Below are 14,110 nucleotides of genomic sequence, written 5' to 3'. Positions count from 1 at the left end.
TGCAGCCGGCGCGGCCTCCGGTGTGGCGGCACTCTCGAAACCGGCGAAGTCGTCGGCGCTGGCCTGGCTGCCGGCCTCGGCCACCAGCAGCGGCAGATCCAGGTTGGCGGCGTCGCCGTGCGGGTCCACCGCCAGCACCTGCAGGTCGCAGTCGTCGCGCACGAATTCGAAGATGTCCTCGATCGCGGCCTGCTGCGCGTCGCTGCGCAGCAGGATGTCGAAGCCCAGGTAGCAGGCCTCCGGATCCAGGTCCGGCAGCGCCGGCACGCGCTCGTGGCGGGTGCGCACCGCTTCCAGGCTGCCGAGGCTGCGCAGGCAGCGGATCAGGTGCAGCGGCGAGTTGCCGAAGCGCAGCGCATCGGTGAACAACTGCAGCGAGATCCGCCAGTAGCCGGTCTGCGCCGGCGCCGCGGGCGTTGCGGCGGCGCTGGCCTTCGCGGCCGGCGCGGCAGCAGGGTGCAGGTAGGTCTGCAGGCGTTCCAGCAGCGGCGCACCCTCGGTGGCCAGCGTGGCTTCGTCGGCCTCGGCGCCGGCGGCCGCTTCCACCAGGGTGCGGATGTGGTCGCAGCAGGCCAGCATCAGTTGGATCAGTTCCGAATCCAGCGCGACGGCCTGCTCGCGCACCAGGTCCAGCACGCTCTCCACCACATGGGTGAAGCCGACCAGTTGCGCCAGATCGAACAGGCCGCCGGAGCCCTTGATGGTATGGGCGGCGCGGAAGATCGCGTTGACCGCGTCGGGACCGGCTTCGCCGCGCTCGGCTTCCAGCAGGTTGCGTTCCATGTCCTCGAGCAGGTCGCGGCTCTCGGCGATGAAGGTCTGCAGCAATTGATCCATGTTCATGTCGTGCTGCCGATTAGTGAAGAGTGTCGTCGCCGACGCGCTCGAACGCGTCGCCCAGGCCGAGCAGGTCCAGCGCGTCGCCGACCGCCTTGGTGCAGCCCTCGAGCTGGAATGGCCGTCCCAGCGCGCGCAGCGCGGCCTGGGTGGCCAGCAGCAGTTGCACGCCGGTGGCGTCGATGTCGTTCACCGCCTGCACCTGCAGGCGCAGGCCGCCGGGATGCTCCAGCGCGGGCAGCAGCAGCGGCTTCAGTTCGGCCGCATGGCGGATGGTCATGTCGCCGTCCACGATCAACTGCAGCGGCGGATCCTGTTCGTCGGGGGGCGTCGAGCGCATGGCGGGTCTCCGGCAGTGGCGAGTGGAAAGCCGGCGCCACGCCGTGAAGGGCGTGTGCAGGCCTGGGTACCAGCGATATCGGCGCGGACGGGAAATATTTAGGAATATTTAGCCCGCGTGAAGCATTTGTCTCGCAGGCCGCACGCGAGCCTGAGTGGTTCAGACCGGTGCCAGGACGCGGATCCCATAACCGCGCCGATGCGGTCGGTCCTTACGTTTCTGCATGCGCCGTGCCAGTCGCGGCAACGGGGAAGGCGTCAAAAAGCCGCGCCATCCGTGCGACGTGGCGGCGGTCTTCACGTGAAGACCGCTGCAGGCCAGGGAACACAGCGACGCGAGCGCCCATACGCCACCGAACGTTGTGGCGGTCGGGGCGGGGCAGGGGTGTGGGTCGCGGCAGCCGGCCGCGTGCGGGAGCCGGCGCGGGCGGACGCGCCCGCGGCGTTCAGCGTGGCGACAGCGCGGTCAGCAGGCCGCGCGCGGCGTTGAAGCGGTCGGCCGCTTCCGGCAGCGGCAGCTTGAGCTTCAGCTTGTCCGGGCCATCCATCGCATACAGCTTGGGCTGCTTCTGGATCATCTGGATGATGGTCATCGGATCCACGTTGGGCTTGGCCTCGAACACCAGGCGCCCGCCGTGCTCGCCCAGTTCCAGCTTGCGGATGCCCAGCACGTTGGCCTGCAGCTTCAGTTCGGCGATCGCGAACAGGTGCTTCACCGGATCCGGCAGCAGGCCGAAGCGGTCGATCATCTCCACCTGCAGTTCGCGCAGGCCGTCGCTGTCGCGGGCGCTGGAAATGCGCTTGTACAACGTCAGACGGGTATGCACGTCGGGCAGGTAGTCGTCGGGGATCAGCGCGGGCACATGCAGTTCCACCTCGGCGCCGCGCGCTTCCTCGCCGGCATCCAGGTCCGGCAGCTTGCCCTGGCGGATGCTGCGCACCGCGCGTTCCAGCAGTTCGGTGTACAGGCTGAAGCCGACTTCGGCCATCTGCCCGCTCTGGTCCTCGCCCAGCAGTTCGCCGGCGCCGCGGATTTCCAGATCGTGGGTGGCCAGGGTGAAGCCGGCGCCCAGTTCGTCCATCGAGGCGATGGCGTCCAGCCGCTTCTGCGCATCGGGGGTGATGCTGCGCCGGTCCGGCACCAGCAGATAGGCGTAGGCGCGGTGATGCGAACGGCCGACGCGGCCGCGCAACTGGTGCAACTGCGCCAGGCCGAAGCGGTCGGCGCGGTTGATGACGATGGTGTTGGCGTTGGGGATGTCGATGCCCGATTCGATGATCGTGGTCGACAGCAGCACGTTGAAGCGCTGCTTCTGGAAATCCAGCATCACCTTTTCCAGCTCGCGCTCGGGCATCTGCCCGTGGGCGATGCCGATGCGCGCCTCCGGCACCAGTTCGCTCAGCTCGCGCTGCATGCGGCCGATGCTCTCCACGTCGTTGTGCAGGAAGTACAGCTGGCCGCCGCGCGCCAGTTCGCGCTGGAAGGCTTCGCGCAACAGCGCGTTGTCCCACTGGGTGACGAAGGTCTGCACCGCCAGCCGGTTCGGCGGCGGCGTGGCGATGATCGACAGGTCGCGCAGGCCGGCCATGGCCATGTTCAAGGTACGCGGGATCGGCGTGGCGGTCAGGGTCAGCAGGTGCACGTTGGCGCGCAGCGCCTTCAGCGCTTCCTTCTGGCGCACGCCGAAGCGTTGCTCCTCGTCGACGATGACCATGCCCAGGTCCTTGAACTTCACGTCCGGCTGCAGCAGGCGGTGGGTGCCGACGATCACGTCGATGCTGCCGGCGGCGACCTTCTCCAACTCGGCCTTGATCTCCTTGCTGCTCTTGAAGCGCGACAGCACTTCGACCTTGAGCGGGTAGTCGGCGAAGCGGTCGCGGAAGTTGCGGTAGTGCTGTTCGGCCAGCAGCGTGGTCGGCACCAGCACCGCCACCTGCTTGCCGGCGCTGGCCGCGGCGAAGGCCGCGCGCACCGCGACCTCGGTCTTGCCGAAGCCGACGTCGCCGCAGACCACGCGGTCCATCGGCTGGCTGCTGGCCAGGTCGCGCAAGGTGGCGTCGATCGCGGCCAACTGGTCGGGGGTTTCCTCGAACGGGAAGCCGGCGGCGAACGGCTCGTACATCGCCCGGTCCACCTGCAGCGCCAGTCCGGCACGGGCCTGGCGGCGCGCCTGGATCTCCAGCAGCTCCGCGGCCACGTCGCGCACCTTCTCGGCGGCCTTGCGCTTGGCCTTGGTCCATTGTTCGCCGCCCAGCGAATGCAGCGGCGCGGTCTCGGCCGAGGCGCCGGAGTAGCGGCTGATCAGGTGCAACTGCGCGACCGGCACGTACAACCGGTCGCCCTTGGCGTATTCGATTTCCAGGAACTCGCCGGGCATGCCGCCGGCATCGAGCACGATCAGCCCGCGGTAGCGGCCGACGCCATGGTCCTCGTGCACGATCGGCGCGCCCTCGGACAGCTCGCCCAGGTCGCGGATGATCGCTTCCGGCTCGCGCCCCACGCGCCGGCTGCGCCGCGGCTGGCTGGCGCGCTCGGGGAACAACTGACGCTCGGTCAGCACCGCGATCCGCGGCTCCTCCAGCGCGAAGCCGACGTCGAGCGGCGCAACCGCGATAGCGAAACGTGCAGCAGAAATCCCCTCTCCCTCCGGGAGAGGGGTTGGGGTGAGGGTCCGACCGCTAGTGGAGTTCGTCTGCGCAACCGTGGAACTTGCCGAAGCACCCGCCTTCTTCGTTCCCGACCGCGCAGACGCCGCACCCTCATCCGGCGCTTCGCGCCACCTTCTCCCGGTGGGAGAAGGAACAAATGCCGCGAAATTCGGCAACACCTCCGGCTTCAACTCCGCGGCCGCAAGCACTTCCAGCAGCGCCTCGCGGCGGCCGGGCGAATCGGCGGCGATCAGCACCCGGCCCGGGTAGTGATCGAGGAAGCTCTTCAGCGCCGCGCCGGGCGCGGCGTCCTTGGCCGCCACCGGCAGCGGCGGCAGCGGCTGGTCGCCCAGCGCCTGTGCCTCGTCGATGCGCGGGTGGTCGGCGGCCCACACGTCGATGCGCGGCAGCCCGTTGAGGCGCTCGCGCAGCGCGTCCGGCGCCTGGTACAGCTCCTCCGGCGCCAGCAGCGGGCGCTCCACGTCGTGGCGGCGTTGCTCGTAGCGGGCTTGGGTCTGCACCCAGAACGCATCTGCCGCGGCGCCCACGCCCGGTGCGATCAGTGGCAGCACCTGCTCGCCCAGATAATCGAACAGGGTGGCGGTGGCCTCGCGTGCGCCGCTGCTGCGGGTCTCCTGGAAGAACAGCGGCAGGTAGTACTCGATGCCCGACGGCGCCAGCCCGGCCTTCAGGTCCTGGTACAGCGCACTGCGCCGGGTGTCCACGTCGAAGCGTTCGCGCAGCGCGGTCAATACCCGCTCCACGCTGACGTCGTCCATCGGCACTTCGCGCCCGGGCAGCATGCGCACCGCCTGCACATGGTCCAGCGAGCGCTGCGATTCCGGGTCGAAGGCGCGGATCGAATCGATGTCCTCGTCCAGCAGTTCGATCCGCAGCGGCGCGTCGGTGCCCATCGGATACACGTCGAGCAGGCCGCCGCGCACGGCGAAGTCGCCCGGGTCCATCACCTGCGGCACGTTGCGGTATCCCGCGCTTTCCAGTCGGCGCTTCTCCGCGTCCAGGTCCAGGCGCTGGCCCACGCGCAGGTCGAAACTGCCGCCGACGATGTAGCGCAGCGGCGCCACCCGCTGCATCAGCGTCTGCACCGGCACCACCACGATGCCCTGGGTCAGCGTCGGCAGCCGGTGCAGCGCGGCCAGGCGCTGGCTGACGATGTCCGGGTGCGGACTGAACTGGTCGTAGGGCAGGGTTTCCCAGTCCGGGAACGGCACCACCGGCAGGCTCGGATCCTCCCCGAGCAGGCTGTGCAGGTCGGCTTCGAGCTGGTGCGCGCTCTGGTTGTCGCGGGCGACCACCAGCAACGGCCCGCGGTGCGCGGACGCGGCGCAGGCGATGTGCCAGGCCAGAGCGGTGGAGGACGCGGGGGCGCGCCAGTGCGCGCGGAGCTGGCCGGACTTGGGCAGCGGCGGAACGGGGAAGGGAAGGGGCGGCATGGACCAACTAGTTTAGCAAGGTCGGGACCCGGGGCCCGGGACCGGGGGCACGTAAGAGCAGGAGCTGAAGCTGCCTGCGGAGCTCTGGATTTTCCGGGTCCCGGGTCCCGAGTTTTCAGCTACTCAGGTCCAGCACCACCCGCACCAGGTCCGGATTGTCCGGATGCGGCATGCGCTGGAAGCCCAGCGACTCGGCCAACTGCAGCATCGGCACGTTGCGTTCGAGCACATCGCCGTAGAGCCGGTCCAGATACTTGCGGCGTGCCCACTTGACCAGCTTGCGCATCAATTGCCGGCCCAGGCCCTGGCCGGAAACGAAACTGCTGACCAGGATCGCGTACTGCGCCTCGCGGGTGCCCGGGTTGATCGCGGCGCGCGCCACCGCACCGACCACGGCTTCGCCAGGCGGCAGCGGCTCGGCGGCGACCAGGATCAGTTCCGACTTCGGATTGGGATGGGTGAGGCGTTGCGCCATGTCCTCGGTCAGTTCCTGCGTCGAATGCAGGAAGCGCTCGCGGATCTCGGTCGGCCCGAGCAGGCCGAAGGCACCTTGCAGCGGCGCGCTGTCCTCCGGCCGGATCGGACGGATCAGCAGTTCGCGCCCACTGGGCAGGGTGAAGGTTTCATGCCACGGAGGCATGCGGTTGCGGGTAGCCATGGCCGTATGATCCTCGACGAAGCCTGGATTCTCGCATTACCAAAACCTTACGCCCGTGAACGCAGCGTCCTGCCGATGTGCCGTTCGGGTGGTCTTGCTAGAGTGGCGCTTCGTTCAAGGGAATGCGCGACGATGAAGACATCGCATGCCGTGGCCGTCTCCGCGGCGATCGGGCTGGGCCTGGCCGCGCTGCTGGTGGGACTGCTGGTGGGCGGTGGCAGGTGGCTGCTGCGCGTGCAGCACCACGACACGCCGACCGTTACCACCGCCGCTCCAGTCGCCGATGCGGAGCAACTGGCGACACAGGCATTGGCTCCGTACCAGGCGCGCCTGCAGGCCACGCGCCGGCCGGTGCTGCAGGTACAACTGCAGCCGATGACGCAGGACGATCGCCTGGCCAGCAAGGTCGGCGGCCGTCCTTACTGGACCGCCGACAGGCCGTATCCGCACACGGCCGACGGCCAGCCGCTGGCGCTGCTGGCGCAGATCGATCTGGCGCGGATGCCGCCGCTGCCCGGCTACCCGCGCCAGGGCATGCTGCAGTTCTTCATCGGAGGCGACGACGACTTCTACGGGGCCAACTTCGGTGGCGCGCGCAGCGACCTGGCCGCGCTGAGCGAACAAAGTAATTTCCGCGTGGTGTACTGGCCGCAGCCGAAGGCGTCGGCGCGGCAGGCCGAGGTGCCGTTGCCGGCGGCCGACACGTTGCCGTTCGATCCGGCGCGGCCGCGGGCGATGCGGTTCGACGCCGGCGAGGAAACCATCGGCAGCAGCGATGTGCGCTTCGAGCAGGTGCTGGGCAAACCACTGGAGGAGGTGGCCGCCGCCTACGCCAAGCGCCACGCGGTGTCGCAGGATGCGGTGGACGACGCGCTGTTCGATGCGCTGAGCCGTGGCGGCAACAAGCTCGGCGGCTACCCGGAGTTCACCCAGCAAGACCCGCGTACCCTGCAGGACAAGCAGGTCCTGCTGCTGCAGTTGGACAGCGACGAGGAGATGATGTGGGGCGACAGCGGCGTCGCCAATTTCTTCATCGATCCGGACGACCTGCGGCGCGGCGATTTCAGCCGCATCGCCTATAACTGGGATTGCTTCTGAGCGCGCGCGTGCGCCGCCCCGCGTACCTCATGCTTCGCGCTTGAGCCATTCCAGTCGCGTGCTGGCACCGGCTTCGCCCAGGTGCGCCTTCAGCGGCGGCAGCGCCTGCGCCAGCGCCTGCTCGAACTGCCAGGGCGGATTGAGCAGCAACATGCCGCTGCCGTTGAGCCGCAGCGGCGAATCGTCCGGGCGCACCTGCAGTTCGGCGACCAGTGCCGAGGCCACCGGCAACGCCGCGGCCTTGCGGAAGAACGGCTGCAGGCTGCGCCGCTGCTTGATCGGATACCACACCGCGCACACCGCCTGCGGCCAGCGGCTCAGCGTTTCGCGCAGCGCGGCCACGATCAGCGGGTACTCGGCGTCCTGCGCCTCGTAGGGCGGATCGATCAGCACCAGCCCGCGGCCGATCCGGTTGGCCCCGGACTTGGGCGGCAGGAATGCCTTGATCGCCGCATAGCCATCGCCGGCATGCACCTGCACGCGGCGGTCGTGGGCGAACAACGTCTTGAGTTCGGCGGCTTCCTCGGTCTGCAGCTCGCAGGCGGCCAGCCGGTCCTGCGCGCGCAGCGCCTGCGCCACCAGCAGCGGCGAGCCAGGGTAGGCGACCAGGGCGCCGACCGGATTGTCGGCCTGCACCGCGCGCAGGTAGCGCTCCACCACGTCGGGCAGGGTCGGCTGGCCCATCAACCGCAGCACGCCGGCGGCGGCCTCGCCGGTCTTGCGCGCCTCGTTCGCCGCGAACAGATAGCGGCCGCGCCCGGCGTGGGTATCGAGCACGAAGAACGGGCTGTCCTTGCGCTTGAACGCATCGAGCAGCGCCAGCAGCACGATGTGCTTGAGGACATCGGCATGGTTGCCGGCGTGGAAGGCGTGGCGGTAATTCATCCGCGCAGTGTACGGGGCGTCACGCCGGCCGGCCACGCCTGCCGAGGTGCCGGGCGGGGCGGGTCCGCGGCCGCGGTACACTAGCCGGGCGACCGCTGGCGGCCGCACGGCGCCTGCCGGGCATGAGGCCGGAAGGTGTGGACGATGGGCCTGTGCATCCGGGCGCAGGCGTCGTCGGAGCGTTCGGGTGCGCAGTGCCGATACCGCGTGGGCGGCCGGCGGGTCCACGGTTCGCATGCTCATGTCTTCTCCCCTGTTGCTCGGTGTCCTGGCGTTGGCGCTGCCGTTCGCCGCCTGCGGCGCCTCCCGTGCCGAAGCCGCGCCCCCGGGCGCAGCGCAGGCTGCGGCGTTCGATGCGCTGATCGAGGATGTCGGTGCGCACGGCAAGGACATGGCCGCCGACGAGCAGGCCTACCGCGTCGCGCATGCGCGCCTGCAGGCGCTGCTGCCCGCCGGCGACCCGGTGCGGCGAGCGCGCCTGGACGCCTTCGACTGCCAGCATTTTCCGCAGGGCCCGGCCGCGGCGGTGGAGCAGGCGCGGCGCGGCGAGCGCGGCGCGATCGCCCGCGCCCATGTGCAGGTACGCCTGGAATACCTGTTGTGCGAGACCTATGCGCTCTACAACGACGGCCAGCGCCCGGCCTATCTGCGGCCCGCCACCACGATCCTGGCGCTGACCGGTGCGCACCGTTTCCCGCGCCTGCGCGCGGCCGCCCTGCGCATGCGCGCCTTCGCCGAGCGCGATGCCGGCCATTACGCCCAGTCGCTGCGTACCTTGCAGGAACTCCGCCGGCTCGACGAACAGCGCGATGGCGGCTGGGTCGCACTGCTGACCCTGATCGGCATCGCCGACGCCTACCTGGACATGGGCCTGCCGGACCTGTCGCACCAGGTCGTCGCCGAGGTCCTGCAGCGGGCCAGGCAGGGCGATGGCGGCTACATGCAGGCGCTGGCGGTGGAGCGCGAAGGCGCCATCGCCGAGCAGCGCGGCGATCTGCCGGCGGCGCTGGCCGCCTACCTGCGCGCGGCCGAGCTGCATGGCCGGCATCCGCTGGAGGGGTCGCAGGCGTCGCTGTTGCTGCGCGCGGCCCGGGTCAACGCGTTGCTGGGCAACCTGCCGCAGGCGCGGGCGCAGCGGCAGAAGGCCGAGGCGCAACTGGTCGCAATGGGCGCCACGCGGCTGATGCGCGCGCGTCGCGATTACGTCGATGCGCTGATCGCCGAGCGCAGTGGCGATGCGCGGGCCGCGCTGGCGCTGGCCGAACAGGCCGAGCAGGGCTACCGCGCCAACGGCGACCTGCGCAGCCTCAGCGACGTGCTGGACCTCAAGGCCACCGCCTTGCGCGCGCTGGCCGCCTGGCGCCAGGCACTGGATGCGCGCGAGGCGCAGATGCGCGTGCAGCAGGAACTGGATACGCGCATGCAGCGCGAGCAATCGCAGTTCCTGATCGCCGAATCGGAAAGCCGCGAGCGCGACCTGGCGGCGCTGCAACTGGCGCAGAAGGCGGAAACCCAGCGTAACCGGCTGCAGGCGATGGAGCGCGAGGCGACCCTGCGGCGCGCGTTGCTGGGCGCGGCGCTGCTGTTGCTGGCGGTGCTCGTCGGGGTGTTGTTCCTGACCCTCGGGCGCCTGCGCGGCGCCCGCCGCGAAGTGCGGATCGACAGCCTTACCGGCGTCGCCTCGCGGCGCCAGGTCCTGGGCGAACTGGACACCGCGCTGGCGGCGTTGCCGCGCGGCGGACGCATGCCGCTGTCGGTGCTGGCGCTGGACGTGGACCACTTCAAGCGGATCAACGACGAGCACGGCCATGCGGCGGGCGACCAGGTGCTGCGGCTGGTCGCCACGACCCTGCGGCAGAGCCTGCGCAGGAACGACAGCTTCGGCCGGACCGGCGGCGAGGAATTCCTGGCGCTGCTGCCCGGCGCCGCCTGCGCCGAGGCACGGGAGCTGGCCGGGCTGCTGCGCGAGGTGCTGGAGCGGCAGTCGTTCGACGCGATCGTGCCGGGCCTGCGCCTGACTGTCAGCATCGGCGTCGCCGAAGCCGGCGCCGGCGAGAGCAGCCAGGCGCTGCTGGCGCGCGCCGATGCCGCGCTGTACCGGGCCAAGCACGGCGGCCGCAACCGGGTGGAACTGGCGTCGGCGCCGGGCGCGGCCAACGCGCGCGGCGGCAGCGACAGCTGACGCGCCGCAGGTGCGCGTCGGGTTTCGTGCCGATCCACGAGCGGTGCCGCGGAATGGCCGGACGGACTGCCGCGGCGCCCGCGCGACGGCTATGCTGCGCGCCATGTCCACGTCTGCCGCCGCCTGTGTCCTCGTGGTCGAGGACGAATCCGCCATCGCCGATACCGTGCTGTACGCGCTGCGCAGCGAGGGCTACCAGGTGCGCCACTGCCAGCTCGGGCGCGAGGCGCTGGCGCAGTTGCGCGAGGGCGGCATCGACGTGGTGGTGCTGGACGTCGGCCTGCCGGATCTGAGCGGGTTCGAGGTGTGCCGCACGCTGCGCGGTTTCAGCCAGGTGCCGGTGCTGTTCCTGACCGCGCGCAACGAGGAGATCGATCGCGTGCTCGGCCTGGAACTGGGCGCCGACGACTACATGGCCAAGCCGTTCTCGCCGCGCGAACTGGTCGCGCGGGTGCGGGCGCGGCTGCGGCGCCCCGCGGCGGTCGTCGGCGATGCCGAGGCCGGCTGGCAGCAGCACGGCGATTTCACCATCGACCGCGACGGCCGCCGCATCCGCTGGCGCGGTGCGGTGCTGGACCTGACCCGCTACGAGTACGCGTTGCTGGCAGCGCTGCTGCAGCGGCCCGGCGCCATCCTCAGTCGCGCGCAACTGATGGACCGCGGCTGGGACAGCAGCGCCGACAGCGCCGACCGCACCGTCGACACCCATATCAAGACCCTGCGCGCCAAGCTGCGCGCGGCCGGCGCCATCGACGATCCGATCCGCACCCACCGCGGCCTCGGCTACGCGCTGGAGGCCTGAGGTGCGGCTGGGGCTGAAGCTGTTCCTGGGCTTCTTCCTGATCGTCGGCGTGGCCGCATTCTTCGTGATGCGGGTGTTCGTCAACGAGGTCAAGCCGGGCGTGCGCCAGGCGATGGAATCGACCCTGGTGGACGCGGCCAACGTGCTGGCGCAGATGGCCGCGCAGGATCTCAAGGACGGGCGCATCGCCAGCGGCCGTTTCGCCCGCGACCTGGCCGCGGCGCAGCGGCGCGATCCGCGCGCGATGGTCTGGCGTTTCCCCAAGCACAGCGTCGACTACCGCGTCACCCTCACCGATGCGGCGGGCATCGTGGTGTTCGATTCGCGCGGACAGGACATCGGCCGCGACAACTCGCGCTGGAACGACGTGTACCGCACCCTGCGCGGCGAGTACGGCGCCCGCTCCAGTCCCGAGGCCGACGGCGACCCCAACCACACGGTGATGCACGTGGCCGCGCCGGTCTACGATCCGGCCGACCCGCAGCGGCTGATCGGCGTGTTGACCCTGTCCCAGCCCAACCGCAGCATCGAGCCGTTCATCGTCGCCAGCCAGCGCAGCATCCTGCTGCGCGGCGCCTGGCTGATCGGCATCTCGGCGCTGATCGGGATCCTGATGACCTGGGGCCTGCTGCGCGGCATCGGCCGGCTCAACCGCTATGCGCAGGCGGTCAGTGCCGGTGCGCCGGTGCCGCCGCCGCCGCCGCGCCGCGACGAGATCGGCGATCTCGGCCGTGCGCTGGAGACCATGCGCCGCAAGCTGGAGGGCAAGCAGTACGTCGAGCAGTACGTGCAGTCGCTGACCCACGAGATGAAGAGCCCGCTGGCCGCGATCCGGGGCGCGGCGGAACTGCTGCAGGAGCCGTTGCCGGAACCGGAGCGGCAGCGCTTCGTGCGCAACATCGCCGAGCAGCAGCAGCGCCTCACCGAGACCATCGACAAGCTGCTGGCGCTGGCCGAGGTGGAACAGCATGGCTGGCTGCAGCGGCGCGAACCGGTGGCGCTGGCACCTCTGTGCGCGGACCTGGCCGAAGCGCTGGCGCCGCAACTGCAGGCGCGCGGTGTGCAGCTGCAGGTGCAGGCGCCGGATCCGACCCTGGTGGTGTCGGGCGATCCCTACCTGCTGCGCCAGGCGCTGCACAACCTGCTCGACAACGCCATCGCCTTTTCGCCGGAAGGCGCGGTCATCGTGCTGCGTGCCGAACGCGGCGCCGACGCGCGCGTGCTGCTGACGGTGGAGGACGCCGGTCCGGGCGTTCCCGACTACGCGCTGGAGCGGGTGTTCGAGCGCTTCTATTCGCTGGCGCGCCCGGCCACCGGCCAGCGCAGCTCCGGCCTCGGCCTGCCGTTCGTGCGCGAGGTGGCGCGCCTGCACGGCGGCGACGCCAGCCTGCGCAACTGCGACGGCGGCGGCGCGGTGGCCTGCCTGGCGTTGCCGCTGGCCTGAGCCGGATCGATTCGCGCGAGAGGGCGTGAAGCGCGGTGCCGGGGCTCCCGCGTCGGGACTGAAGTCCCTCCCACAGTGGGGCGCCGCGTCGACGGGATGCCGGCCACCAATCCCGATTCCCCAATCCCCAATCCCCAATCCCGGCTCCTCCCACTTCACACCCACTTCAAATTCGCCTCAAACCGCGCCCACGCAGCGGCCGCATGCTGGCGCCCTCCCAACCGAGAGGTCGCCATGAAGTCCTTGAAGCTGCTGTTGCGATTCGCCACCATCGGCGGATTGATCCTGTTGTTGCTGATCCCGCTGCTGATGATTCGCGGCACCGTGCAGGACCGCCAGCATTACCGCGACGAGGCGGTGGAGCGGGTGTCGCAGAGCAAGGCCGGCGAACAGCGCCTGCTCGGCCCGCTGCGGGTGATCCCGTGGACCCAGGAGCGTGAGGTCGCCGTGCTCGACGCCGACGGCAAGCGGGTGACCAAGCGCGAGATCGAGACCGGCTACGTGCTGCAGGCGCCGCGGCGGCTGCAGGTCGAAGGCGAACTGAAGCCCGCGCAGCGCCACATCGGCCTGTTCAAGGTGCAGGTGTACAGCTGGCATGCGCGGCTCAAGGCCGAGTTCGACGATCTCGACTATGCCGCTGTCGATCGCCGCCAGTACGGCACGCCGTATCTGGCGATCGGCCTGCAGGACGTGCGCGGCCTGGTCGGCACGCCGAATCTGCGCGCCGACGGCCGCGCGCTGCCGCTGCAGCCGGGCTCGGAAGGGCTGGCCAACATCTCCAAGGGCGTGCACGCGGTGCTGCCGGCATTGCGCGATACGCAGCAGGGCCGGCTGACCGACCTGCACGACGTGCAGATGGAATTCGTGCTCGACGGCACCCAGGCGCTGTCGATCGTGCCGGTCGGCGACGACAACCAGATCGCGCTGAACTCGCCGTGGCCGCATCCGTTGTTCGGCGGCCGCTTCCTGCCCAACGAGCGCCGCATCACCGCGCAGGGGTTCCAGGCGAGCTGGGCGCTGTCGTCGCTGGCGACCGGCGCGCAGGCGCAGCTGGCCTCCGGCGGACAGGATCTCGACGCCTTGCGCGTGGACCTGGTCGACCCGGTGGACGTGTATACCCAGGCCGAGCGCGCCAGCAAGTACGGCCTGCTGTTCGTGGTGCTGACCTTCGTCGCCTTCGGCCTGTTCGAGCTGATCAAGCGCCTGCCGATCCATCCGCTGCAGTACCTGCTGGTCGGCCTGGCGCTGGCGATCTTCTTCCTGCTGCTGCTCAGCCTGTCCGAGCACATCCCGTTCTGGCAGGCCTATCTGGTCTCGGCGGTGGCCTGTATCGGATTGCAGTTCTTCTACCTGTCCGGGGTCTTGCGCAGCCGCCTGCGCGCGGCCGGCTTCGCCAGCATGCTCACCGTGCTGTACGGCGCGCTGTACGGCTTGCTGGCCTCGGAAGACAACGCCTTGCTGATGGGCTCGCTGCTGCTGTTCGGCATCCTCGGCGCGATCATGTGGATCACCCGCCGGATCGACTGGTACGAACTCGGCGCGTCGCTGCGCTGAGCCGTCGGGGGAGAACCGGACATGGTCGCGCATCGTCATCGTCATCTGCATCGGCGTCTGCAGGCGCTGCTGCCGCCCGCCCTGGAGACCCATGGCCTGCATCCCGGCAACCTGCCGGGGGCGCTCGCGCGCAGCGCGCAGGCCGCGCTGGTCACCGCCGCCGACCGCGGCGGGGCCCTGTGGCTGCGCTTGAGCGAACGCAGCCGCG

9 protein-coding genes and 3 pseudogenes are annotated in these 14,110 nt (G+C 70.4%); 6 read left to right on the top strand and 6 right to left on the bottom strand.

Annotated elements, in window-relative coordinates:
- The 5 genes and pseudogenes from D588_RS0104080 to D588_RS0104065 form a co-directional block, all read right to left on the bottom strand.
- Positions 1–843, bottom strand: an 843-nt coding sequence (locus tag D588_RS0104080; RefSeq protein WP_017915068.1) for an Hpt domain-containing protein, incomplete at its 3' end; no start/stop codon positions are given.
- A gap of 13 nt (positions 844–856) precedes the next feature.
- Positions 857–1,177 (bottom strand): STAS domain-containing protein, encoded by a 321-nt coding sequence (locus D588_RS0104075; RefSeq protein WP_017908422.1) that lies wholly within the window; start codon positions 1,175–1,177, stop codon positions 857–859.
- 445 nt (positions 1,178–1,622) lie between these two features.
- Positions 1,623–3,800: pseudogene (gene mfd / locus D588_RS28785) on the bottom strand (transcription-repair coupling factor); the annotation flags it as partial.
- A gap of 177 nt (positions 3,801–3,977) precedes the next feature.
- Positions 3,978–5,279: pseudogene (locus tag D588_RS28780) on the bottom strand (transcription-repair coupling factor); the annotation flags it as partial.
- A 115-nt stretch (positions 5,280–5,394) separates the two neighbouring features.
- Positions 5,395–5,937, bottom strand: coding sequence for a GNAT family N-acetyltransferase (locus D588_RS0104065; RefSeq protein WP_026143355.1), 543 nt, complete (start codon positions 5,935–5,937; stop codon positions 5,395–5,397).
- Between the two features lie 132 nt (positions 5,938–6,069).
- Here D588_RS0104065 and D588_RS0104060 point away from each other — a divergent pair, with 132 nt between their 5' ends.
- Positions 6,070–7,035, top strand: a complete 966-nt coding sequence (locus D588_RS0104060) for a YwqG family protein (RefSeq protein ID WP_017915065.1) — start codon at positions 6,070–6,072, stop codon at positions 7,033–7,035.
- A 27-nt stretch (positions 7,036–7,062) separates the two neighbouring features.
- Here D588_RS0104060 and rlmJ read toward each other — a convergent pair whose 3' ends face one another.
- A complete protein-coding gene (rlmJ, locus tag D588_RS0104055; RefSeq protein WP_017915064.1) occupies positions 7,063–7,920 on the bottom strand; it encodes a 23S rRNA (adenine(2030)-N(6))-methyltransferase RlmJ in 858 nt (285 codons plus the stop codon).
- Between the two features lie 241 nt (positions 7,921–8,161).
- Between rlmJ and D588_RS0104050 the strand changes: the two genes are divergently transcribed.
- The 5 genes and pseudogenes from D588_RS0104050 to D588_RS23965 all read left to right on the top strand — a co-directional run.
- Positions 8,162–10,102, top strand: a complete 1,941-nt coding sequence (locus D588_RS0104050; RefSeq protein WP_157836413.1) for a GGDEF domain-containing protein — start codon at positions 8,162–8,164, stop codon at positions 10,100–10,102.
- A gap of 91 nt (positions 10,103–10,193) precedes the next feature.
- Complete coding sequence (gene creB, locus D588_RS0104045; RefSeq protein ID WP_017915062.1) at positions 10,194–10,904, top strand: two-component system response regulator CreB; 711 nt, start codon at positions 10,194–10,196, stop codon at positions 10,902–10,904.
- Between the two features lies 1 nt (position 10,905).
- Positions 10,906–12,348, top strand: a complete 1,443-nt coding sequence (gene creC / locus D588_RS0104040) for a two-component system sensor histidine kinase CreC (protein ID WP_017915061.1) — start codon at positions 10,906–10,908, stop codon at positions 12,346–12,348.
- Positions 12,349–12,582: 234 nt separating this feature from the next.
- On the top strand, positions 12,583–13,902 hold the full coding sequence (gene creD / locus D588_RS0104035) for a cell envelope integrity protein CreD (RefSeq protein ID WP_017915060.1): 1,320 nt from the start codon (positions 12,583–12,585) through the stop codon (positions 13,900–13,902).
- Positions 13,903–13,923: 21 nt separating this feature from the next.
- Positions 13,924–14,110 (top strand): annotated as a pseudogene (locus D588_RS23965) (hypothetical protein); the annotation flags it as partial.

Source organism: Xanthomonas sp. SHU 308, from assembly GCF_000364645.1.
GTDB classification, from domain to species: Bacteria; Pseudomonadota; Gammaproteobacteria; order Xanthomonadales; family Xanthomonadaceae; genus Xanthomonas_A; species Xanthomonas_A sontii.
Note: the sequence above shows the minus strand (reverse complement) of the source record. Positions and strands in the feature narration are given on the sequence as shown.

Excerpts from the sequence above, each read along its gene's own strand:
- D588_RS0104075 (WP_017908422.1), bottom strand. The coding sequence starts at position 1,177 with ATGCGCTCGACGCCCCCCGACGAACAGGATCCGCCGCTGCAGTTGATC.
- D588_RS0104050 (WP_157836413.1), top strand. The coding sequence starts at position 8,162 with ATGTCTTCTCCCCTGTTGCTCGGTGTCCTGGCGTTGGCGCTGCCGTTC.
- rlmJ (WP_017915064.1), bottom strand. The coding sequence starts at position 7,920 with ATGAATTACCGCCACGCCTTCCACGCCGGCAACCATGCCGATGTCCTC.
- D588_RS0104065 (WP_026143355.1), bottom strand. The coding sequence starts at position 5,937 with ATGGCTACCCGCAACCGCATGCCTCCGTGGCATGAAACCTTCACCCTG.
- D588_RS0104060 (WP_017915065.1), top strand. The coding sequence starts at position 6,070 with ATGAAGACATCGCATGCCGTGGCCGTCTCCGCGGCGATCGGGCTGGGC.
- creD (WP_017915060.1), top strand. The coding sequence starts at position 12,583 with ATGAAGTCCTTGAAGCTGCTGTTGCGATTCGCCACCATCGGCGGATTG.
- creB (WP_017915062.1), top strand. The coding sequence starts at position 10,194 with ATGCTGCGCGCCATGTCCACGTCTGCCGCCGCCTGTGTCCTCGTGGTC.